Origin of the sequence: Caldimonas taiwanensis NBRC 104434 (genome assembly GCF_001592165.1) — a bacterium.
GTDB classification, from domain to species: domain Bacteria; phylum Pseudomonadota; class Gammaproteobacteria; order Burkholderiales; family Burkholderiaceae_C; genus Caldimonas; species Caldimonas manganoxidans.
The window spans coordinates 1-22,067 of the sequence record NZ_BCWK01000013.1 but is presented as its reverse complement, the minus strand read 5'-3'; the positions used below and the strand labels follow the sequence as shown (position 1 = coordinate 22,067).

General features: G+C 64.9%; 22 protein-coding genes. 10 read left to right on the top strand and 12 right to left on the bottom strand.

From position 1 onward, the window contains the following. Nucleotides 1-116 precede the first annotated feature (116 nt). The 4 genes from CTA01S_RS17030 to CTA01S_RS11635 all read left to right on the top strand — a co-directional run bounded on the left by CTA01S_RS17030 (nucleotide 117) and on the right by CTA01S_RS11635 (nucleotide 2,757). Nucleotides 117-695: a tyrosine-type recombinase/integrase gene (locus CTA01S_RS17030; RefSeq protein ID WP_371326095.1), complete on the top strand. Its 579-nt coding sequence runs from the start codon at nucleotides 117-119 to the stop codon at nucleotides 693-695. Next, entirely contained in the window at nucleotides 586-1,335 is a 750-nt protein-coding gene (locus CTA01S_RS17025) for a tyrosine-type recombinase/integrase (RefSeq protein WP_371326098.1), read from the top strand. Before CTA01S_RS17030 ends, CTA01S_RS17025 begins: the two co-directional genes overlap by 110 nt. 77 nt (nucleotides 1,336-1,412) lie before the next feature. Further along, entirely contained in the window at nucleotides 1,413-1,898 is a 486-nt protein-coding gene (locus tag CTA01S_RS11640; protein ID WP_062195753.1) for a hypothetical protein, read from the top strand. A gap of 130 nt (nucleotides 1,899-2,028) precedes the next feature. Continuing rightward, nucleotides 2,029-2,757, top strand: coding sequence for a surface-adhesin E family protein (locus CTA01S_RS11635; protein WP_062195751.1), 729 nt, complete (start codon nucleotides 2,029-2,031; stop codon nucleotides 2,755-2,757). Here CTA01S_RS11635 and CTA01S_RS16630 read toward each other — a convergent pair. From CTA01S_RS16630 to CTA01S_RS11595, 7 genes are all read right to left on the bottom strand, one after another. Beyond that, complete coding sequence (locus CTA01S_RS16630; protein ID WP_157451356.1) at nucleotides 2,751-3,242, bottom strand: hypothetical protein; 492 nt, start codon at nucleotides 3,240-3,242, stop codon at nucleotides 2,751-2,753. The genes CTA01S_RS11635 and CTA01S_RS16630 overlap by 7 nt on opposite strands. Nucleotides 3,243-3,294: 52 nt before the next feature. Next, nucleotides 3,295-3,504: a hypothetical protein gene (locus tag CTA01S_RS11625; protein WP_062195748.1), complete on the bottom strand. Its 210-nt coding sequence runs from the start codon at nucleotides 3,502-3,504 to the stop codon at nucleotides 3,295-3,297. Nucleotides 3,505-3,819: 315 nt separating this feature from the next. Further along, nucleotides 3,820-5,046 carry a hypothetical protein gene (locus CTA01S_RS11620; protein WP_062195745.1) on the bottom strand — a complete coding sequence of 409 codons (1,227 nt, stop codon included), beginning with the start codon at nucleotides 5,044-5,046 and terminating at the stop codon, nucleotides 3,820-3,822. Beyond that, nucleotides 5,043-5,495 (bottom strand): putative PDDEXK endonuclease, encoded by a 453-nt coding sequence (locus tag CTA01S_RS11615; protein WP_062195743.1) that lies wholly within the window; start codon nucleotides 5,493-5,495, stop codon nucleotides 5,043-5,045. The genes CTA01S_RS11620 and CTA01S_RS11615 overlap by 4 nt, the downstream gene beginning before the upstream one ends. A 508-nt stretch (nucleotides 5,496-6,003) precedes the next feature. Continuing rightward, nucleotides 6,004-7,020 carry an AAA family ATPase gene (locus CTA01S_RS11610; RefSeq protein WP_062195740.1) on the bottom strand — a complete coding sequence of 339 codons (1,017 nt, stop codon included), beginning with the start codon at nucleotides 7,018-7,020 and terminating at the stop codon, nucleotides 6,004-6,006. After that, nucleotides 7,013-7,318: a hypothetical protein gene (locus CTA01S_RS11605; RefSeq protein WP_232301056.1), complete on the bottom strand. Its 306-nt coding sequence runs from the start codon at nucleotides 7,316-7,318 to the stop codon at nucleotides 7,013-7,015. Before CTA01S_RS11605 ends, CTA01S_RS11610 begins: the two co-directional genes overlap by 8 nt. Nucleotides 7,319-7,675: 357 nt before the next feature. Continuing rightward, nucleotides 7,676-7,906 carry a helix-turn-helix transcriptional regulator gene (locus tag CTA01S_RS11595; protein WP_062195735.1) on the bottom strand — a complete coding sequence of 77 codons (231 nt, stop codon included), beginning with the start codon at nucleotides 7,904-7,906 and terminating at the stop codon, nucleotides 7,676-7,678. 240 nt (nucleotides 7,907-8,146) lie between these two features. Here CTA01S_RS11595 and CTA01S_RS11590 point away from each other — a divergent pair, with 240 nt between their 5' ends. From CTA01S_RS11590 to CTA01S_RS11575, 4 genes are all read left to right on the top strand, one after another. After that, nucleotides 8,147-8,602 carry a hypothetical protein gene (locus tag CTA01S_RS11590; RefSeq protein ID WP_062195732.1) on the top strand — a complete coding sequence of 152 codons (456 nt, stop codon included), beginning with the start codon at nucleotides 8,147-8,149 and terminating at the stop codon, nucleotides 8,600-8,602. Nucleotides 8,603-9,000: 398 nt separating this feature from the next. Beyond that, nucleotides 9,001-9,678, top strand: a complete 678-nt coding sequence (locus CTA01S_RS11585) for a hypothetical protein (protein ID WP_157451355.1) — start codon at nucleotides 9,001-9,003, stop codon at nucleotides 9,676-9,678. A gap of 1,218 nt (nucleotides 9,679-10,896) precedes the next feature. Continuing rightward, entirely contained in the window at nucleotides 10,897-11,241 is a 345-nt protein-coding gene (locus tag CTA01S_RS11580; RefSeq protein ID WP_156824502.1) for a hypothetical protein, read from the top strand. A 144-nt stretch (nucleotides 11,242-11,385) separates the two neighbouring features. Then, nucleotides 11,386-13,302 carry an ATP-binding protein gene (locus tag CTA01S_RS11575; protein ID WP_157451354.1) on the top strand — a complete coding sequence of 639 codons (1,917 nt, stop codon included), beginning with the start codon at nucleotides 11,386-11,388 and terminating at the stop codon, nucleotides 13,300-13,302. Here CTA01S_RS11575 and CTA01S_RS11570 read toward each other — a convergent pair. The 3 genes from CTA01S_RS11570 to CTA01S_RS11560 form a co-directional block, all read right to left on the bottom strand. Further along, nucleotides 13,273-13,941, bottom strand: a complete 669-nt coding sequence (locus CTA01S_RS11570; RefSeq protein ID WP_062195723.1) for an N-acyl amino acid synthase FeeM domain-containing protein — start codon at nucleotides 13,939-13,941, stop codon at nucleotides 13,273-13,275. The genes CTA01S_RS11575 and CTA01S_RS11570 overlap by 30 nt on opposite strands. Nucleotides 13,942-14,214: 273 nt before the next feature. Continuing rightward, entirely contained in the window at nucleotides 14,215-14,523 is a 309-nt protein-coding gene (locus tag CTA01S_RS11565; RefSeq protein ID WP_019559405.1) for an H-NS histone family protein, read from the bottom strand. Between the two features lie 147 nt (nucleotides 14,524-14,670). Then, nucleotides 14,671-15,714 carry an extracellular solute-binding protein gene (locus CTA01S_RS11560; protein ID WP_062195722.1) on the bottom strand — a complete coding sequence of 348 codons (1,044 nt, stop codon included), beginning with the start codon at nucleotides 15,712-15,714 and terminating at the stop codon, nucleotides 14,671-14,673. A gap of 164 nt (nucleotides 15,715-15,878) precedes the next feature. On the opposite strand from CTA01S_RS11560, the gene CTA01S_RS11555 reads away from it, so the two are divergent. Continuing rightward, on the top strand, nucleotides 15,879-16,379 hold the full coding sequence (locus tag CTA01S_RS11555; RefSeq protein ID WP_019559407.1) for a response regulator: 501 nt from the start codon (nucleotides 15,879-15,881) through the stop codon (nucleotides 16,377-16,379). Here CTA01S_RS11555 and CTA01S_RS11550 read toward each other — a convergent pair. Both CTA01S_RS11550 and argA read right to left on the bottom strand, forming a co-directional pair. Next, nucleotides 16,358-16,630, bottom strand: a complete 273-nt coding sequence (locus CTA01S_RS11550; RefSeq protein ID WP_062195826.1) for an oxidative damage protection protein — start codon at nucleotides 16,628-16,630, stop codon at nucleotides 16,358-16,360. The genes CTA01S_RS11555 and CTA01S_RS11550 overlap by 22 nt on opposite strands. A gap of 98 nt (nucleotides 16,631-16,728) precedes the next feature. Beyond that, a complete protein-coding gene (argA, locus tag CTA01S_RS11545; protein WP_019559409.1) occupies nucleotides 16,729-18,069 on the bottom strand; it encodes an amino-acid N-acetyltransferase in 1,341 nt (446 codons plus the stop codon). Nucleotides 18,070-18,162: 93 nt separating this feature from the next. Between argA and hrpA the strand changes: the two genes are divergently transcribed. Then, nucleotides 18,163-22,002, top strand: a complete 3,840-nt coding sequence (gene hrpA, locus CTA01S_RS11540; RefSeq protein ID WP_062195717.1) for an ATP-dependent RNA helicase HrpA — start codon at nucleotides 18,163-18,165, stop codon at nucleotides 22,000-22,002. Nucleotides 22,003-22,067 lie beyond the last annotated feature (65 nt).

Sequence of the window (22,067 nt, the reverse complement as noted above, 5' to 3'; positions counted from 1 at the left end):
GCTTTTTTGTGCGTGTTTGACCGCCGTTGAAGTTTGACAGCCAGCAGCAAAAGGGGGACATTGTGGGGGAACGGAGCCCCCGATTCCCCCGGGGGGGCCGCAGAAAGTCCCCCACCATGGCTCTGACTGACACCGCCTGCAAGAACGCCAAGTGCCCCGACGGCAAGGCGCGCGAGCGCTACACCGACAGCGGCGGCCTTTATCTCGAAGTCCAACCCAGTGGCGCCAAGCACTGGCGCTGGAAGTACAGGTTCGCCGGCAAGGAGAAGCGCCTGGCACTGGGCACCTATCCCGCCGTGACGCTGGCCCAGGCCCGCCGGGCGAGGGATGAGGCGCGCGACCTGCTGAAGGCCGGCACAGACCCGGTACAGGAGAAGAAGGACGCCAAGCTCGCGCGCCGGCTGGCCCTGGGCACGACCTTCGAGGCCGTGTCCCGGCAGTGGTTCGAACACTGGAAAGGGCCGAAGTCGCCCCGCCACGCCGACTACGTACTGCGCCGGCTCGAGGCGGATGTCTTCCCGGTGCTGGGTGCCAAACCCATCGGCGAGATCACAGCCCCCCCAGCTTCTGGCCATGGCCAAGCGCATCGAGGCCCGCGGCGCCCTGGACATCGCCAAGCGCAGCCTGCAGACCTGCGGCCAGGTCTTCCGCTATGCGGTGGCCCACGGTGTGATCGAGCGCAACCCGGCGGCTGACGTGAAGCCCGGTGATGCCCTGAAACCTCGGAAGAAGGACCACTACGCCCGCCTGGAAACGAAGGAACTGCCCGAGCTGCTGCGCAAGATCGAGGCCTACCAGGGCTCGCCCTGGACGCGCCTGGCGCTCAAGCTCATGGCGCTGACCTTCGTGCGAACGGGCGAACTCATCGGCGCCCGCTGGGATGAGTTCGACGTGGAGGCGGCCGAGTGGCGCATCCCGGCCGAGCGCATGAAGATGCGCACCCCCCATGTGGTGCCGCTGTCGGCCCAGGCCCTGGACGTGGTGCGCAGCCTGCACGAGCTGCGCAACCGCAGCCCGCTGCTCTTTCCGGGCGAGCGCGACCACGAGAAGCCCATGAGCAACAACACCATCCTGGCCGCGCTCAAGCGCATGGGCTACGCCGGCCGCATGACCGGCCACGGCTTCCGGGGGGTGGCATCGACCATCCTCCATGAGGCCGGCTTCGACCACGCGCACATCGAGTTGCAGCTCGCGCACATGGAGCGCGACGAGGTGAGCGCCGCCTACAACTTCGCCACGTACCTGCCGCAGCGTCGCAAGATGATGCAGTGGTACGCCGACCATCTCGACGCCCTGAGGCAGGGCGCGAAGGTGCTGCCCTTCAAGGCGGCATAGCAAGCGGGGCTGGAAGGCAATTGCAGTGCCGTCCAGCCCCTGACCACCATGCACAAACACTGAAAGGATCGTGCACCATGGCTGACCAGTCGAGCACCAGTGCAACCGCCGGCCAAGAAGCTGCGCCAACTCGTCGCGGGACCCTGACTGGAGGACGCACCCACGAGGACGAGTTGGCCACCACCAGGGTATACCAGTGCCGGGGCCTGCTCTTCTTCCTCCTTCGCAACTTCAGCGGCGAGTACAAGCCGCGCGACATGGCGTCCGAGGAGGATGTGATTGCAACTATCCAGGCGTGTATCAGGCTGCTGGGGGACTTCGAGCACCCCGAGGCAGTTCGGCGGATCGGCCACCAGGCAGTGAGCTGCGCGGTCGAAGCTCGTGCGATCCTCACCGTCCTGGCGAAGACTGCCTGGTGGCCCCCCGGCGACGAGGCGCCCGATGGCGGGCGACAGGCCGTCATGGAAGACGTGATCGTCAACGCCCTATGGGCCGCCGACGATCTGCTGCGCGAGGTGGAGGATGCGGTTGATGGAGAAACACCGGCATCAGGGGTGCACTGAACGCGGGCAGTGGATCGGATTGCATGCTCGCTGGGTGCACCGCGCGAAGCGGTGCCCCATAGCCCCCCTTCTTGGGGGATGCAGCTCTGGTTGGCGAGTGGCAGGCTTCGAGCTTGGTCGAGGGGATGTCATGAGAAGAAGCTGGATCCTGATCCTCGCAGCGCTCTGTGTAACGTCTGTGCTTGGGCAGCTTCGCTGGGAGCGCATCGGTGGCGCGAAGGGCGCAACCCTCGAGATTGATCGCACGTCCGTCATCAAGACGGAAGATCACGCAGTTGAGGCCTGGTTCCGGTCGTCTCTGCCCAAGCCTATGACCCTCAAGGACGGGCGGACATATCAATCGGTGGCTACCCTCTACCGAATCGAATGCGAAGCCCTGCGCAGTGGGATGGTCAAAGTCGTCATGTACGCGGGCCCATCCTTCGCGCAGCATGTGGGAAGCTCCTCGGGCGAAGTGACAATGGAGCGTGTCGTTCCTGGTAGTGCTGGTGCGGCCATGCTGGACGCAGCGTGCAAGATCGCGAGGGAGAGAACGTCGTCGCTGTTTGGCCTCGGCGAAACGCAAGAGGGTACCTACCAGCTCGACACCTCGACGATTCGAGGGAAGGGGACGAAAGCGGCGAGCGGCTGGGTCGTTTTCGTTCCAATGGCAAGGCCCTCCCCTCGTAGCCTCGGCGCGCACCGAATGGCGATCTACTTCCTGGTTGACTGCCCGAATAGGATCCTCCACCCGGTCGCGTGGAAAGCTTTTTTTGCAGATGGCTCACTCAAGGCAGAGGGCGTTCACGGCAAGGAGAAGGCGAGAAAAGCGTTGAGCGACTCGATGGATGAGCGCATCGCGCACCACATTTGTCACTGATGATCAGTTGCTTCTAGCATCTCGAACCAGTTCGCCAGGTGCAGCTTGCAGTTCTGGCGCAGCCGATCCTCAGTCAGGTTTTCCACGTCGCGCCTCGGCACACCAATGGCCGCCGCATAGTTGCGCAGCGAGGGCTCGTTGAGCGAGTCGATGTCCACGCTCTTGGGCGGGCGGCCGGGCTCGAATGTCAGCACCTCGGCCGTCGCCGATCTGATCGCCTGCGAGGTCGCTTGAGAAGCCTCCTCGCGCGCGCGCGGAACGGCCGGACAGCGCCTTGGCCCCAGAGGGGCATCCGCGGCCTCCAGAGCCCATGTCGACCGCATCGCGGCACGACACCCTGACCGGCTCACACGAACGCCCAGATACTCTCTGGCGATGCGCAGGCTCTTGGGAGTGATCCCTTGGTCTTCAGCGAGCTGTTTGATCTCCCGAGAGTCAAGCGGGCCATTTGCCAACGCAGCGCGCAGCCATTCGCAGGGACTCATTCGTGCCCCTACCCCACTTGTTGCACAGCGAGGCGTTGCCAGGCCGACTCGCTCACACCTCCTTGGGCGCGGGAGTCGAAGATGCGATCTTTGGCATCGGGCTGTATAAGTTGGGCATGGTGGCGGACAAGGCTTCCCAGAACTCCTTCTCCCCGGCCTCCCCGCCCGCCGCTCTCGCCTGCGCGGCTCGCTTCGCCCAGAAGGGCACGCCAGACAGCGCCTCGCGCAACCGTTCGCCACCCTGCCGCAGATGCTCGTCCACGGCCCTGGTCTACTCCACGGGCGGCCTGCATGGACTTTCGAAGAAGGGGAGCAAGTTGTCCCAGCCCGAGTCTGGCACCGGTGTCGCGTCGAATGAAAGCGGCAGTTGCTGGGTCATAGCTGACGATCCGTGAGGTGGGTAAGGCATTGTCCAGCACCTGCACGTCGAGAGCAATGATGTCCTGGAGGCCGCGTTCGCAGGCACCGAAGATCCAAACCGGATTTCCTCGTGGAATCTCGCCTCGATTGATCGCGTGCAGGCCTACGGCCCAATTGGGGTGGGATGAACTTCTTGAAGGGGCGTTCGGCCGGATGTTCATGGGCTTGCGTGCTCAGGGGACATGCCATAGCCGCTGCGAACTGCGGCCTCGTCCTCTGCGCGCTGCTTGGCGCGCTGGGCATGCCGGGCCGCGAGGATCGCGGCGGCTCGTTCCTGATTGGCCTGCCCCTGGATGTTGGCGATGCGCTGGAGATCGCGGTCGCTGGCCATCTCCAGCGGGTCGCGGGCGACCTCCTGCATGCGCGCGCGAAGCACGGGGCACTTCGGAGTCTCAGTGGTAGAAGCCGCGGCGGGTCGCTGTGTCCCTGTAGAGCCGCCTCCGTTCTCGCTTCCGTTTTGGTCGTCCCCACTGGCCTCCCGCACAGCAGCCGGAAGGTAGGGTGTCAGCAATCGATTTGCGCTTGTATGTAGTGCATCAAGGTTCTTCAGGATGGCCTTGGCACCGGGCGACTTGGGGTCCCACATGCCATCGGCCTGCGATTTCGTCATCGCGGCGTTGATGGCCTTGATCTGCTCGCGCACGCTCTCGTACTGGGCGCGCACGGCCGGAGGCAGCTTGTCCTCCGCGGCCTGACGGGCAACCGCGCGAGCCTCGGCGGAAGCCGCTCGCCGGTCGGCGTTCAGACGAAGTTGGTAGTCCCGGTCCGCATTGGACTGCTGTCGCGCTACCTCCTCGCGCCGGCCAGCCGCCTGCTCGAAGAACTCCAGCAAGCTGCCGAACCTGTGCTCGCCCACCGGCTTGCCGTCAGGACCGATCTGCGTCACCACGGCGCCACCCTTGCCGTCGGGCTTCACGGTCGCGGTGTTGCCGTCCTGGTAGCGGTTGTAGACCTCGGGCACCGAGGCCCAGCCGCCCTTGAGGATCAGCCCACCCATCTCGCGCAGCGCCTGGTCGCGCTTGGCCGCCTCCTGGGCCCGGGTGAGCTGCACCTCGGCCGCATCCGTTTGCAGACCCTGCGCGCGGAACTGCTCGGCCTTCATCGGGTCGGTGGCGGCCAGCACATCGACCATGCGCGAGCGACGGGCCTGGGGCGTGTTGGCCTCGTTGGCGGCCTTGGTGGCCTTGGTCTTTGCGCCGCACCGAAGGACCATGAAGCACGACCAATCGACCGATGGCAGCAGGCGTGCGCCGTCCGCGAGCGAGAGTCCACTCTCCATCATGTTGTGTTGGGCTTGGCGCCACGCCTTCATCGTCTCCCGGTACTCCGCACGAAGTTCCGCTTGCAGATCGTTGGGAATGTCAGGATTTTTCAGGGTATTCATAGGGTCTGATCCTCAACCTCTGCTAACAGCTCATGGGGTTCGAATCCGCGCACTGTCAGAGCGTCTCTCGCTACTGCCGCCCACGCAGCCGGCGAGCCCTCGGCGGTCCACTCATAGGCGGCCCACATTTCGGCCTGCTGGATGGCCAGCGTCACAGCGACCGGCCAGACGGCCCTCCACTGGTCCCGGTCCACGCGGAAGAACAGCACCGGCAGTGCGCCGGCTCGCTGGGCCTGGGCCACGGTCTGGGCCCACCAGTGGGCGATGTCGGAGCGCTGGGCCTGCCTGTGGCGCTTCACCTCGACGGACCAGCCGGGGATGCCCTCCAAGTCACTGTCGCCTTCGTGCTGTCGCACCCTGCGGCGCACGTCCCAGCCCGTGAGGTCGCGCACGATGGCTGCGATCTCTCGCTCGCCGGTCTGGCCCTTGGTGCGGCTGGTGGCGCTCATGGGGCGATCCCTCTGCATGCAGCCTCCCAGCGGGCGGCCTCCACGGTGAAATGGGCCAGGAGGTCGGCCTGCGCTTCCGGCGTCATCCGGCTGCACTCGTCCACCAGGGCCCGACGGTTGCGGTCATCGTCTCCGCGAGCGTCACAGGTTCGATGGATGGCGGCCACCAGGGCGGCAGTCACCCGGTGCCGTGTCAGCGGCCCCGGTTGCGTGTTGCACGCCCTAGGGGATGCAACCTGCAACTCGCCTGCAGGCCTGGTCTGGCCATGCAACTTCTGGGTTGCATCGGGCCCACCGTTGCACAGGGGTGTCCAACTCGCCTGTTGCATGCCAGTTGCGTCGTCTGTTGCATCGCCCGGCAAGCATCCATGCGGGTCTGCGGTGTGTCGTTGCGCGCCAGTTGCATCGCAGGTTGCACGCGGAGCGGGTGGAGTTGCGTGTTGCATCTCCTGGGGTGCGCAACGTGCAACGCCCGACTCGACCGCAGCTTTCGGGGCGTCTCGCAGGCTCATGCTGCACCCCCGTCCTGTTGCACGTCACCCAGCTCCCGCGCGCGCCGCAGGTGTCGGCTCACGGTGGACTTGTTGATCTCCAGTTCGGTGGCGATCTCGTTCGGGCGCAGGCCCTCCCGAGCGAGTGCCACCACGCGGTCATAGGTAGAGGCCTCGACGGTGCGCCAGGTCCATTCGGCCTTCTCCTCTGTGCCACCGAGTTGCAATTCGATGCTCTCTGCGTGGTCGCCCTTGAGCGCGCGGGCCTTGGTGAACTCGGCGACGAACACCGCGCCCTGGGAGGCTTGGTAGTCCTGGGGCCGGCTCAGGCCGATCACCACGTCGAGCAGATCCTCGCGCTTGCTGGTGCCACGCTGCTGGCCGCCCTTGCCGGCATGGTGGATGCAGATCACGGCGATGCCGCGGCGGCGCAGCGACAGCAGCCAGTCCGCGACAGGTTGCCAGGACTCGGCCTCGTTCTCGCGGCCCGAGCGCGCCCAGGCGCTCAGGTTGTCGATCACGATCACTTCGGTGTCGTCCTCGATCATGGCCTCGACTTCCTCCTGCCCGGAGAAGGTGGACAGGTCGGGCATGGGTCGTCCATCGGGCAGCAGGTCGGGAGTGAACACTCGCAGGAAGCCCGGCGCCGGCTCCACCTCCGGGCAATGCATCAGCAAGCGCTGTTGCATGAGCGCGCCCGGCAGTTCTCCGTCGAGGTAGAGCACCTTGGCCGGCCGGGTGGCCTGCCACTTGGCGAACCGGGTGCCCGTGGCCACGGCGAACGCCACCGACAACGCGAAGTGCGTCTTGCCCACGCCACGGGCCGCGAACACCATCACGAGGTCTTGTGCGTGCAGCCACGGGTCGAGGATGACCGCACGGGGCTTGAACTTCATCAGGGCGATGGCGTGCACGTCCAGTGCGCGAAGCGGCAGGATGCTCTCCACCAGCTTGGCCGGCCCGCCCTGGGCCTGCACCTTCTTGTCGGCGGCAGCATCCACCACTGCGGCGGCCGCGGCATAGCTGTCACGCATTGCAGGCCTCCTTCACGGTGGCAATGCGGCGCGCGGCCAAGGTCAGGCGCTCGCGGTCCGCGGCGGTCAGGTCCACACCAGCGGCCAGGTTGTGCGCAGCGGTCCAGGCGATCAGGGCTTCACGGTCCAGCACCGCGAGCCCATCGCGGGCGCTGAAGGCTCGGGGCTTCTCGGGTCGGGCGGGTTGGCCGTCATCCACCCAGGCGCCCAACGCGCGGGCAGCCTCGATGAACTCCTCGCCGTGCACCTTCATGCGGTAGGCCAGTACGTCGCCCCCGCTCAGGTCACAGCCACCCATGCAGCAGAAGGCGCCGGTGTCGAGGTTGATGCGCTAGCTCTCGCCTCCATGCAGCGGGCAGCAGGCGGTGCGCCACTTGCCTCGGCCGACAAGGCGCAGGCCTTCGCCTTCGTAGAAGGCCGCCGGATCGGGAAGACGGTCGCGTTCAAACCCCATGAGCGCCTCCCGTCACTCGCTCGAGCCACTCGGCCACTTCATCGAGTGAGCGGAACGAGCGGGTCAGGGCCCAACGGGTGGCAACGTACTCGGGCTTTCCGTCGTCGCCTTCGCACCGGTGCAAGGTCACCCCCGCAAGCGCAGCCTCGGCACGAAGCGTTGCGAAGGCCTTCTCAGCATCCGCTGCCATTGCAGGGCCGCTCACTTCGAAGCCTCCTTGCCCTGGGCTTCGAGCCATGCCCGGATCTCGCCCAGGCGCCAGCGAGTGCAGCGCTTGCTCAAGCGGATAGGTGCCGGCATGGTTCCGGACCGGACCCGGTCGTATACAGGTGTGCTGCTTGTGAAGCCCGCCAGCCGCCGGACCACCTTGATGTCGACCAGGGCCAAGTCATCAAGGCTGCGGCATTCGTGAGTCTGTGCAGCTTTGCTCATCGTCGTCGCCTTTCGCTTTCGGTTGCGGCCTCTCAAGGCCTACTAGAAGCATCACACAGAACTGGCCGGAGTCAACGACGACCAAATTGCTTGGTCCTTCGGGGCGCAGCTCTGATCAGGTCGCTGAGCAGGCGCAAGAAAGCCGCGCCAGTGGGCGGCGACATCAGTTGCTCAAGAGCGCGCTGCTGGCATGTCCGCTGTGGACAATAGGGCCCTACTCGTTCAGCAGGATCGCGCATCATGTCCGAGCAGCCGCCACAGTCCTTTCCGCCGGGCGAGCCAGAGTTTCCCCACCACAACGAAGCCTTCACGCGCCAGCTTGGCCTGCCCGACTCGCCCGTGATCCACCTGGCGGTGCAGATCGTGATGGAAAGGCTGCTGGCGGAACTCGAGGAGCCGCGAAGAGGCGACGACCAGGTGCGGATTGCGGCCATGCGGACCGCCTCCGGCACGGTCCTGATGCGCAGGCCGTTCGTCTACGCCAGAACGTACCTGAAGGAGATCCTCGACGGTCCAGCGGACTGGGCGAGCGTGCGCAATGAGATCGTCGCTCCTGGGCCGGACTGGCTGGGCGAGGCTCGGGCTGCCATGTTGGCCGCGGGAGAAGACCCAGGCCCGGAGGCCCGGCGCATGGCCACCCGCTGGGGGTGGGACCCTGGTCCGACTGAAGTCGCTGAGGAGAAGCCTCTAGCCTGAGGCCGAAGGGCATGAATGCCAGCCCCAAGGCATCGGTGCGGTGGCATGCTGTCAGCGGCCTATACGAATGGTGGACGCCATGAATGGACCTGACCGCGACACGTCCTCCGGTACACGGGCCCACGATCGCCTGTCGCCGCAAGAGGTGGAGTCGCTGTGAAGCGAGAGCCGCTTGGCTCTCACCGAACTGCAGCGGCTGATCGCCGCCGACTCCGCCCAGGATGCCTCTCGACAGCTTAGCGAGCGTACCGGTGACTTCCAGACCGGAAACTCGCCCGACGATCCTCTTGGTCAGGGAAAGCCCTTGACACCCCCATGAGGGGGATGTAACAGGGACTTAATGCTGGTAGGGTGTCGCGCGGATCCGCCATGTTGGTGAGGCTTGTGGAGGTGATCGGGTGAAGGAAAGAATCGTGGCCGCTGCGGCGGCGGTGGTGATGGCAGCCTGCGGTGGCGGCGGTGGTGGCAGCGATGCCGGCGGCTCCGGCGTGGATGCCCAGGGCTTCTGGGACGGCGAGGACTTCTCAGCCCTCATCACGCCTTCCGGTGAGGTCTGGGTGGTCGTGGACTACGGCGTGGACGGCCTGCTGCTGTCGCGCGGTACCCTCTCGTCCAGCTCAGGCAACAGCATCAGCGGGTCCATGCAGTCCTACTTCGCCGACGGCACGCTAAACTCGTCCCTCAGTGCCACGGTGGCCCCAGGCTCCACGATGTCGGGCACAGTCACGCCTCAGGGCTTCCCCTCCAACACCTTCTCGGCCACCTACAACACGGCCTACGACCAGCCCGCGCTGCTGGGCAACCTCACCGGCACCTGGGCCATCGAGGCGGGCTCTGTCGTCTTCGATGCCCAGGGGGCCTTCACGGCCGTACAGGACGGCTGCAACTCCTCGGGTCAGGTGACGGCCGACAGCAGCGGCAAGAACTTCTTCCGCGCCACAGTCAACTACGGCGCGGGCTGCGGGCCGGCCCAGGGCCTGACGGCCACCGGGGTGGTGGTCACGGACGGGCAGTTGATGGTGGTGGGCCTGGTGGGCGGCGGGACGGGCGTCGCTCTGATCGGCGAGCGGCAGTGATACGTGTTTTGGCTGCGCCGTTGGCTGGCCCCAAATGAGCCTTGGTGACCTTGACAGCATCGGCTGGGGGCGTCGCCCCAGTTTCCGGCAATCGGTTGTGAGGCTTGTCGGCCATGCCGTAGGGGGCGCGCGTTCCTCTTCGCGGCGCTTGCCTGCCTGTCGTGGGGATTGGGCTATGGTGTTGCAATGCTGCATCGTATCCACCCTTTCAGCGAATCTGTTCTCCGCGCGCTACATGGGGTAGAGGTGGCGATCCTCTACCTCGACATCGCGCTGAGTGGTATTGTTCTCCTCGTCGGAGCTTTCCGCTTCGTCAAAGAGATTTCCGGGAGTCGCCCATGAGGCGCACTGTCAAGACCTTCTCGGAGGGCTTCATTGGCGCGTTCAAATTGGCTGCCTCGATTGTGCTAGCCGTACTTGCTGCCATCTCGGCCTTTGTTTCCGGAGAAGGCCCCCGAGATCACCAGCGGGACATGAGCAACGGTCACGTCCGCCGATAATAGCCCTCAGATCCAACAAAGAGCCGCCTGCGGGCGGCTTCTCTTTTGGCTTCGGGGGGGGGCCAAACCCGCGGGTGTGCATCGTCTTCGTTGCGCCCGGTGGATCAACCAGCCACCTGTGCATGGGGGACTTTCTGGGGGAATGCATCCGCCTCTCCACTCAACAGTTGGCGTTGGTGCTGCATTTCAGCGAAAGATTCGACTGCCTCCGTCCCGCCAACCGACAAGCCACCCCAAAGGGTGGCTTTTTGTTTTTTGCCTCCTCATGGGCGTGTTCTTCAAGCCCGGAGCTTGCGGCGCGGTCGGCCGGGCCGCTCGAGTCATGGTGCACTGCGCCAGAGCCATCGAGCCAGGTCAGGACCCGTCAGAGAGCGTGAACAAAGTGGTGCCGTGTACGGGAGCGCTGATGCTTGGGTCTCGGTGCTCGCGCGTGGGCGTGGAAGAATCGCCGCTGAGAGCCGTCGGGGCGGCGAGATGGCGTCGGCGGCAGGGGACTGAAGTGGTCGAACGATTGGACATGCCGTCTATAGTGTGAAGGAATGCACATTTCAAGGCGGCGTGAGCCCCAGGTTTGGGGGTTGCGGGATCCAGCAATCTGGCTTCCGATGCGATACAGCCGAACGGGCCTGGATGGAACGGGCGGTCGGTCCGCAACGAAGTGGTGTCGGCCTGGGGCCTGCCATGGGTGCCCCGGGGCCGAGGAGCAGGAGCGTTCGGAATGACAAGCGTATTTTCGATGTTGGATGACCAGGAAGACGCCTGTGGGGCGTTTCATCTTCCGGTGCAGGGCCTGTTCGCCGATCTCGAACGGGCGCAGGGGTCGGTCAGTCTGGATGACGAGTTTTTGTCGATGCCGCCCGAGGCCCAAGCGGCCATCTTGCAGGATTGGCAACGGGCACTCGAGGCCACCCGGCGTCGCGCCTTGATCCGGATGTTTGCCGAAATTTCCGACCGTCTGCCGCAGGCGCCGATCAGTGTGCGTTGGCAACGGCTGCGCGAAAGGTGTGAGCGATTGGGATTGGAGTGCCCGGCGGAGTTGCCGGTGCTCCTGGGGGCTGCCTGAGGATCGCTAGGGAGCCTGTGGTGATCCACCCGATGCACCGAGTCGCGCATCCATGAGACAACGGCACCCATGCGGTACAACTCCAGGGCGTGGCGCGTCGATGCCACGAAGTGAAATGTTGCGCGCATCCCCGTGGTGACCAAGATGGCCGAGGCGACAGGCGTCCAAATCGACCGTGATCTCGCCGAGCGGTTGGCCGACGAGCAACTGCGCATGGTCTGGATGCATGCGTCCATCGGGACGCTCATCGCCACGGCGTTTGCGGTGTTCATGGCGGTGCACTTGTCGGACACCGTGCCCGTGCTGCTGGTGCAGACCTGGGTGGTCATGAAGCTGCTGGTGGCGATTCCACGGATCGTGCAGGCTCAGGTGTACCGGCGTCAGGGCTATCCGGGGGGGCAGGCTTGGCGCAGCAGCACCTATTGGATGCTGGCACTGGATGGTGCGGTCTGGGGCCTGGCTGGCGCTTGGCTGATGCAGCAAGACACTCACACGGCCTCCTTGGTGGCGGCTTGCTTGGCCTGCGTGGCCTCGGTGGCGACCTTCGGCTTGCAGGTGCGGGTCCTGGCCACGGCGGCTTATGTGGCCCCGATGCTCGCTCCAACGGCGCTGTCTCTGTTGTGGAGAGGCGACGAATTTGGCCTGCTGGGGGGCATCGGTCTGGTGCTGATGCTGGGGCTGTTGTTGACGACGGCCCTGCGGTCCGAGAAGCGACTGGCCGAGGTTTTTTTGCTGCGCTTGCATGCGAACCGAATTGCGCAGGAGCGGGCGCAGGCCCTGGAGATGGCGCAGCGGGAAAGCGCGGTCAAGAGCCAGTTCCTCGCGACGATGAGCCACGAGCTGCGCACGCCGCTGCATGGCATCCTCGGGTTGGCCCGACTGCTTCATGTGGACACGAAGGATCCGGCGATGTTGCGTCGGATCGAGCTGATCGAGAGTTCGGGAACGCATCTTCTGTCACTGATCAATGACCTGCTGGACATTGCGCGCATCGAGTCGGGGCAGCTGAAGATTCAATGCACGACCTTCGACTTGGCGGCCGAACTGGAGCGGGTGGCCGGCGTGTACGCGGTGCGCGCCGAGGACAAAGGCTTGGTGTTCACCAGCGACTTGCGTTTGCCGCGCCCGTGTTGGGTGCAAGGGGATCCGGCGCGCATGCGCCAGGTGTTGCACAACCTCCTGGGCAATGCAGTGAAGTTCACTCAGAAGGGGTGGGTTGGCTTGGCGGTCCACCGGGAGCCTGATGACGAGACGGTGGTCTTTGAGGTCCGCGACACTGGCGTGGGCATTGCGCCCGCCGATCAGGCGCACATTTTCGATGCCTTCCGTCAGGTCGCAGCCGGGCCATCTCGCCCCCTGGAAGGCACGGGCCTGGGGTTGACCATTGCCCGTGAAATCGCGCATGCCATGGGTGGCGACATCACCTGCCAGAGCACGGTCGGGGTGGGGTCGTTGTTCCGTTTCACGGCGCGCTTGCCCTCGGTGGCTGCGCCCGCGCTCGAGTCGGCGGCGCCCGTCGTGCCCGCGGGCTCGACCGCCGTGACGTCCGCGGCGGTGACGCCGGCCGCTGCGGCGTCCGGGCAGCGCCAGCCGCATGTGTTGTTGGTCGAGGACAATGACCTCAATGCCTTGGTGGCGTCGGCGTTTCTGGAGCGTTGCGGGCTGGAGGTCGAGCATGTGCACGACGGGCGTGAAGCGGTGCGTCATGCATTGCGGGAAGTGGGGCGTCCTGACCTGATCTTGATGGATTGCCTGATGCCTACGCTCGATGGCTTCGAGGCCACGCGCGAGATCCGCCATCAGGAACAGGCGCTGGGCTTGGCGCGGGTGCCGGTGATCGCCTTGACCGCCACCGCCAGTGAGGAAGACCGCCGCCGATGCTTGGCCGCAGGCATGGATGACTTTTTGGCCAAGCCTTTCACCGATGCCGATTTGATGGCCTTGATGAGCGTGTGGCTGCCGCCTTGGGGCAAATCACCGGGGGCACCGGCGGCCCCCCCGGCGCAGGGCCAGACGGGCCACCCGCCCTCGTTAGGCGGCAAGGGCTTCCAGCCGACCTGAGGACAGGGCGGGCTCGAACAGCCGGATGTCTGGGTGTGTGGTGCCCACCATGAAGGTGTACAGCGGGTGGTGTCGCGCATGCCATTCGCGTTCGGCGGCGCGCACGTCGAAGGCCAAGACCCAGTGCTCCAGGTGGCCTGCATGGGCCAGTGGCACGGTGCGGTCGTCGTCATACAGGCTGGTGAAACCCAGGCGACGGTACTGCCGCACCAAGGCCGGGCTGCGGGCGCCGATGACCATCCAGCGAACCTGGTTGGCCAGGCAGTAGAGGTAGCTGGCCTTCATCAGCGCGAGTTTGACGAGCGGGTCGGTGTGGCCTGGCAGCACGGCCAAGCGGGTGATTTCCGCCCGCGCGTCGTCTCGCATGGCTTGGGGCACTTCCACACTGCCTTCGATCAGCAAGGGACCGTGGCTGTTGATTTGGACCCGTGCCGTGCCCACCGGCGTGCCGCTGGCTTTGTCGGTACAGACCAACACGGCCGTGGCGGGGGAATGGTCCAAGGCATCGGGGTGGGCAAAGGCCGTGCGCAACTCCGGGAGATGGTGGCCGTAGGACTGGGCACGTACCCAGCAGGCGGCCTGGAGATCTTGGAGGGTGCGGGCGATCCGGACGGTGAAGCTGAGCTGGGCGGTAGGCATGGCGGCAAGGAAGGGAGGGTGACATCGACCAACCCGACAGTGCGACCGGATTGGGGCGGCCTGACAAACTTACCGTGTTTGGTCCCGTCTGGGGATGGGGGACTTGCAAAAGATCGTGAGGGCCTGCGATCCATGCCGCATCAGCCGACACGGCTTGGATGCGCCCAGGCCGTGAATCAGCAAAGTCCCGCCATCGGTGCCGGGAGGATCGACCCGGTGAAAGCCGGCGGGTGAGTCCGCGGCTCCAGCGTTGCGGCTCAGCCGGCGCGGGGCTCAGATGGCAAAGTCGCTCAGCTGTTTACCACTGGCCAGAGCGGCTTCCACCCATTTGGGCTGCCGTCCACGCCCGGTCCAGGTTTCGCCTGTTGCAGGATTGCGATATTTCGGTGCCACTTTGACGCCTTTGCCCGTCGAGGATTTCCCCGTGGAGCCCTTGCCTGCCAGATCGGCCACTGTGATGCCATATTGAGCCATCAGGCTTTTGATCTGGGCCATTGCTTCGGCCAGCTCCTGCTTGCGGGCCGCCTCGATTTTCTTTTCGAGTTCGGCTTTCTGGGCGAGAAGTTCTTGAAGGGTAGACATGTTTTCGGCCTCAGGATATGAAGACAGCGCTGAATATATCCCGAATGTCCAGGGCTTGGAACCGTCTGCTGGGGCTTGTCAAAAACAAATGCCCGTCGCACGGGCCGTGCGACGGGCATGTTTTGAGACTCGGCCGTCGAGGGCGGCTTACTTGTAACCGACGCGATCGAGCATTTGTTGAACCTTGGCCGTGTTGGCCCCCACGGTGGCCAGCGGCACGAGCTCGGCTTTGAATTCACCCAAGGCCTCCAGGGCAGGGTTGCCCGCCTTCACCCCGGGGACGACGGGGTATTCGTTGTTGCCATTGGCGAAGTAAATCTGGGCCTGGTCGCTGGCCAGGTATTCCAGGAACAGGCGAGCAGCTTCACGGTTCTTGGCATGGCGGGCCATGGCGCCGCCGGCAATGTTCACGTGCGTGCCCCAGCTTTGCTGATTCGGAAAGACGACGCCGACCTTGCGCACGACGTCTTGGTCTTCCGGCTTGTTCGAACGCATCAGGCGGGCGAAATAGTAGCTGTTGCTGATGGCCACGCCGCACTCACCGCTGGCCACGGCACGGATTTGGTCCGTGTCGCCGCCCTTGGGTTCGCGGGCCATGTTGGCCACCACCCCTTTGGCCCAGGCTTCGGTCTTTTCCGGACCCAGGTGCTCCATCAGGGCGCCGAACAGCGAGAGGTTGTAGGGGTGCGAGCCCGAGCGAGTGCAGACCTTGCCTTTGAGCGCAGGATCGGCCAGTTTTTCATAGGTGTCTACGGCGGAGGGCTGGATCATGGCCTTGTTGTAGACGATCACGCGCGCGCGCGTGGAAAAACCGAACCACTGCGAGCCTTGGCCGTGGTCAGCCCCGCGCAGATGGGCCGGAATGCGCTCTTCCAAGACCTTCGATCGCAACGGAGAGAACAGGCCATCCGCTTCGGCACGCCACAGGCGCGCAGCGTCCACCAGCAGGATCACGTCGGCCGGGCTGGCTGCGCCTTCGCTCTTCAAGCGGGCCAGGATGCCAGCGTCATCGGCTTCCACCCGGTTGATGCGGATCCCGGTGGCTTTGGTGAAGTTGGTGTAAAGCGCTTCGTCCGTCTGGTAGTGACGGGCCGAGTACAGGTTGAGCACCTGGTTGTCCTGTGCTGCGGCCGGCAGGCTCAGGGTGGCCATCAGGGCGCTCAAGGCAGCGGTTAGACGTCGGATGAACATGGGCACTCCTGGATTGAGACGGCCGGATTCTAGACAAAAACACGAATGATTCTCAAAAATGATCTTCATAAGTTTGATCTGGCATCAGGGCCTTGCCGGGTAAATCGGGTGTCGTGTGGGATTCGTCCTTGTGGGGGTAGGGGCCAGAGAGGCATCATCAGTCCATGCTCCAGCCCTTTGCCATTGCGCCTGAATCACGGCCCCGGTCTGCGCAGGCCTTGCTGGTGGCCTGCGAAGGGGTGCATCGGCTGTACCTGCGCGGTCGCTTGAGTCTGCGACAGGTGGTTTGTGAGGACGTGGCCCAGGCCGAAGCGGCCGTGGAGTTCTGTGCCGAGCGGCCCGTGGACCTGGTGGTGATGGACTTCGATCACCTGGGGCAGCCGCAGGGCTGGCGGCTCGTGCGGCAGCTCAGGGTTCCGCATGCGTGCCGGCGCGCACCGAAGCTGGCCGTGCTGGGTCAGACGCCGCGCTGGCGCCGTTGGCAAGCCTCGATGGCCGGTGTGACTTGCTTGGACAAGCCGCTGGATCCGCGATTGCTGGACGCTTGGATCGTGCGCTGTTTGGGCCGGGAGCGGACGGGGCCGGTCCCGGTCTCTTTGTTCGGCGCAGGGGCGGACCGTGGCAGCCCGCCAGGGCGGGCCTTTCAGTTCGACGGTGGCACGTAGCCGGCGGGCTGGTCGGCGCCTTCGCCGAAGAAGTAGCGTTCCATTTGCCGGGCCAGGTATTGGCGAGCCCGGGCATCGGCCAGATTCAGCCGGTTTTCGTTGACGAGCATGGTCTGATGCCGCAGCCAGCTGGCCCAGGCCTCTTTGCTGACGTTGTCATAAATGCGCTTGCCCAGCTCACCGGGATAGGGCGGAAAGTCGAGGCCTTCGGCTTCTTTCTTGAGATACACGCAGTGAACGGTGCGAGCCATGGAGTTGCCTTGTGTCATCGAAGGGATTCGGAATTGTCGCGCGGGTCATGCGCTTGGCAGGCCGATGACCCGACGCGCCTTGCGCATTTGTCGAGGCCTCAGCGCAGGCGTTTGACCAACACCTTGGAGCGGCGGTCCCAGTTGTATTTGCGCTTGCGGGCCTCGGGCAGCCAATCGGGGTCGACCTCGCTGAAGCCGCGCTTGATGAACCAGTGCATCGTGCGCGTGGTCAGCACGAAAAGACTTTCCAGCCCCATGGCGCGGGCGCGCTGCTCGATGCGCTTGAGGATGCGTTCGCCGTCTCCCTGGCCTTGCACCTGCGGCGAGATGGTCAGCGCGGCCATTTCGCCGGTGCGGGCCTCGGGGTAAGGGTAGAGGGCTGCGCAACCGAAGATCACTCCGTCGTGCTCGATCACGGTGTAGTGGCCGATGTCGCGCTCGATCTCGGTGCGGCTGCGCTTGACCAGGGTGCCGTCCTGTTCGAAAGGCTCGATGAGCTGGAGGATGCCGCCGATGTCGTCCACCGTGGCTTCGCGCAGGCTTTCCAGCTTTTCGTCGACCACCATGGTGCCAATACCGTCGTGGGTGTAGACCTCGAGCAGCACGGCACCATCGACCGAAAACGGCAGGATGTGCGAGCGCTCCACCCCGCCCAGGCAGGCCTTGACGCAATGTTGCAGATAAAAGGCGGTGTCGGTGGGTTGGCTCGGACTGGGCAGCTGGGCCAGCAGACGCTGGGCGTCGGCCAGTGCCAGCTCGGTGTCGATGGGGCTTTCGGGATCGTTGGGATTTTCGCGGATGCCGGGCACCTCGGTCATGAAGATGAGTTTGTCGGCCTGCAGGGCCACCGCGGTGCTGGTGGCCACATCTTCCATCGTGAGGTTGAACGCCTCGCCGGTGGGCGAAAAGCCAAAGGGCGACAGCAGCACGATCGCGCCAGTGTCGATGGTGCGTTGAATCGCGCCAGCATCGACCCGGCGCACGACACCGCTGTGCATGAAGTCCACGCCGTCGACGATGCCCACTGGCCGGGCGGTCAGAAAGTTGCCCGAGATCACGCGCACGGTCGAGTTCGCCATGGGGGTGTTGGGCAAGCCCTGGGAGAATGCCGCTTCGATTTCGAAACGCAGTTGGCCGGCGGCTTCTTGGGCGCAGTCCAGGGCGATGGGGTCGGTGATGCGGATGCCGTGGGAAAAGCGCGATTCGTGTCCTTTGGCCCGAAGCTGCTCGGTCAGTTGGGGGCGAAAGCCGTGTACCAGCACGAGCTTGATGCCCATGGCGTGCAGGATGGCCAAGTCTTGAACGAAGGCGTTGAGCTTGCCCGCTGCAATCGCTTCGCCGGCCAGGGCCACCACGAAGGTCTTGCCCTTGTAGGCGTGGATGTACGGGGCCACCGAGCGGAACCACGGGACGAAAGTGTGGGGAAAGACGAGGCTCATGGCGGTGGTCGGGCGGGGGAGCGCATGGATGCGCTTGCTTTGAAATAATGGCGAATTTTGCACGAGCCGATGAGTTCCAGCCTACGGCCCCGCATGGAGCGGGCTGCTCACCCCATTGCACCGATCACCTTTGCCGAGTCGCTGCCGGTGTCTGGCAAGCGCGAGGAGATCGCGCGGGCGCTCCAGGACCATCAGGTGGTGATCGTCTGTGGCGAGACGGGCTCGGGCAAAACCACCCAGTTGCCCAAGATCGCGCTGGCCCTGGGGCGGGGCCGTGGCGCCGGGGGAACGGGCCTGATCGGTCATACCCAGCCCCGCCGCATCGCCGCCTCCAGCGTGGCCAAGCGCATCGCGCAGGAGTTGAATTCTCCGCTGGGCGAGATCGTGGGCTACAAGGTGCGGTTTCAGGATCGGTTGTCGCCTGGGGCTTCCGTGAAGCTGATGACCGATGGCATTTTGTTGGCCGAGACGCAGACCGACCCGCTGCTGTGTGCATATGACACGCTCATCATCGACGAGGCCCACGAACGCAGCCTGAACATCGATTTCCTGTTGGGCTATGTGCGACAGATCTTGCCGCGACGGCCCGATCTGAAGGTGATCGTGACCTCGGCCACGATCGATGCCGAGCGCTTTGCACAGCACTTTGCCGGCCGCCAGGGGCCTGCGCCGGTCATCCATGTGTCCGGGCGGCTGTATCCGGTAGAGCTGCGCTGGCGGCCTTTCGAGGAGCGCCGCGACTACGACCTTCAGGATGCGATTGCCGATGCGGTGGACGAGCTGTGGCGCGAAGGGCCGGGCGACATTTTGGTGTTTCTGCCTGGCGAGCGAGAAATTCGGGAAGCAGCCGATCATTTGCGCCGGCATTTGTCGCACCAGCCGGCGCACCGGCATGCACAGATCCTCCCACTGTTCGCACGCTTGTCTCAGGCCGAACAAGACCGGGTGTTCGAGCCCAGCGACGGACGGCGCATCGTGCTGGCCACCAACGTGGCCGAAACCTCGCTGACGGTTCCGGGCATTCGCTATGTGATCGACTCCGGCTTGGCGCGGGTCAAGCGCTACAGCTACCGCAACAAGGTGGAGCAACTGCAGATCGAGCCTATCAGTCAGGCGGCGGCCCAGCAGCGCGCCGGCCGCTGCGGGCGAGTGGCCAATGGTGTGTGCATCCGTCTGTACGACGAGAAGGATTTCGCCAGTCGACCGCGGTTCACCGATCCAGAGATTCTGCGCTCCTCGTTGGCCGGCGTGATTTTGCGCATGAAGGCGCTGGGCTTGGGGCCGGTGGAGGAGTTTCCCTTCCTGGAGCCTCCGCCACGCAAGGCCATTGCAGACGGCTATGCCTTGTTGGCCGAGCTCAACGCGGTGGATGAGTCCAACGAACTCACCCCCATCGGCAAAGAACTGGCGAGGCTGCCGCTAGACCCCCGCGTCGGGCGCATGATCCTGGAGGCGCGGCAGCGCCAGTCTCTGACCGAGGTGTTGGTGATTGCCGCGGCCTTGAGCGTGCAGGATGTGCGTGATCGTCCGCTGGATCAGCAGCAGGCCGCAGACCAGAAGCATCGCCAATTCGACGACGAGAAGTCGGAGTTCATGGGCTATCTCAAGCTGTGGAAGTGGCTGGAAGACAGCCGCGGCGGGCATGGGACCCACCGTCTGTCGCACCGCCAATACGAGCAGCTGTTGCGCGAGCATTTCATTTCGCCGCGCCGCGTGCGCGAATGGCGCGACATCCACGCCCAGCTGCACACGGTGCTGGCCGAGCATGGTTGGAAGCTCAATACCAGCCCGGCCACCTATGAGCAGATCCATGTGGCCATGTTGGCCGGACTGCTGGGCAATGTGGGCTGCAAGAGCGACGAGGACGATTGGTACCTGGGGGCTCGGGGCATCAAGTTCTGGCGTCACCCTGCGGTGCGTCTGAGCAAAAAGCCCGGACGCTGGCTGGTGGCAGCCGAGTTGGTCGAGACCACCCGGCTGTACGGGCGGGGGCTGGCTGCGATCGAGCCGCAATGGATTCCCTGGGTCGCCGGGCATCTGCTGAAGACCCAGCTGCTGGATCCGCATTGGGAGAAGAAGGTCGCTGAGGTGGTGGCGCTGGAGCGAGCCACACTGTACGGGCTGGTGATTTACAACCAGCGGCGGGTGAACTTCGGGCGGGTCGATCCGGTGGCGGCACGCGAGATCTTCATCCGTGAGGCCTTGGTGGCCGGGCAGTGGGACACGAAACTGCCGTTCTTGGCCCACAACCGCAAACTGATCCGTCAGGTCGAAGAGCTCGAGCACAAATCGCGTCGCCAGGATGTGCTGGTCGATGAAGAGCTGATCTACGCCTTCTATGACCAGCAGATCCCGCCGCAGGTGTGCAGCGGGGCCAGCTTCGAGCGCTGGTACCGCAGTGAGAGCGCGCGCAACCCCAAGTTGTTGATGCTGACCAAGGAGGAGCTGATGCGCCATGAGGCCGCGGGCATCACGACCGAGGCCTTTCCTCCAACGGTGCGCCTGGGTGGCATCGATTGCACGGTGAGTTATCTGCATGAGCCCGGGGATGCGAAGGACGGCATGACGGTGACCGTGCCGATCTACGCGCTGAACCAAGTGGCCGAAGAGCGCTGCGAGTGGCTGGTGCCGGGCATGCTCAAAGACAAGGTGCTCGCGTTGCTCAAAAGCCTGCCTCAGAAACCTCGTGCCCGCTTGGTGCCGCTGCCGGAGTTCGCGCAGGCTTTCATCGACAGCCACCCTTTCGCTCAGGGTTCCTTGCTGGAGGCGTTGTTGCAAGCCGTGCGCGAGCGCACGCAGCTCGATGTCAAGCGCGCCGACTTCAAGTTGGAGATGCTCTCGCCGCATCTTTTCATGAACTTTCGGGTGGTCGATGAACATGGACGCCAATTGGGCATGGGCCGACATCTGGCAGCGCTCAAGGCCGAGCTGGGGGCGCAGGCGCGAGGGGCGTTTCAGGCTCTGGCGGCATTGAAGCTGGGATCAGCCCTCGGGGCTGCTGTGGCCAAGGGCGACACCGAACCGAAGGCGGCGTCGGCACAGCAGGCTGCAGCCCCGGCGGATGCGGCCCCGGCGGCTGCGGCCGTGCAACGCTACACCGATTGGACTTTCGGCCCGTGGCCCGAGCTGATGGAACTGCAGCGCGGCACGCAGACCTTGGTGGGCTTTCCAGCACTCATCGACAAAGGCAGCCATGTCGAGATCGAGGTTTTCGACGAGCCCGAAGTCGCTGCACAGCGCCATCGCGCAGGCTTGCGACGTTTGGTGGCGTTGCAGATCCGGGACCCACTGAAATACCTGGAAAAGAACATCCCCGACCTGCAACGCATGGCCGTGGCCTACATGAGCCTGGGCACGGCCGAGGAGTTGCGCGAGCAAATCATCGAGGTCGCGCTGGACCGCGCCTTCATCCACGAGCCCCTGCCGCTGGATGAAGCCGCGTTTCGCGCCCGTATCGAGCAAGGACGACCACGTCTGAACCTGATCGCACAGGAAGTCGCGCGCCTGGCGGGTGTGGTGCTGACGGAGTATCAGGCCGTTCAGCGCAAGCTCAAAGACAGCCGCCCCCCTAAGGAGGTGGTCGAAGACTTGACCGCACAGCTGCAGCGACTCATGGGCAAGCGTTTCCTGGCCGCAACGCCTTACGCCCAGTTGGCACACGTTCCCCGGTATCTCAAAGCCATGGTCTTGCGGCTGGACAAGCTGCGCGCCGACCCGGCACGAGATGCCGCGCGGCTGGCCGAGCTCAAACCGCTGGAACAGCGCTACTTGCGCCGATTGGCCGAACTCAAGGGCCGCAGCGATGCTCGGCTCGACGAGTTTCGCTGGCTGCTCGAGGAGCTGCGCGTCAGCCTGTTCGCTCAAGAGCTGCGCACCCCCCAGCCGGTGTCGGTCAAACGCTTGGAAAAGGCATGGACCCAGCTCCTGGGCTGAGCCATGAACGTCGGCGCCGGTCTACAATAGATGTCTTCGGGGTGTAGCGCAGCCTGGTAGCGCAA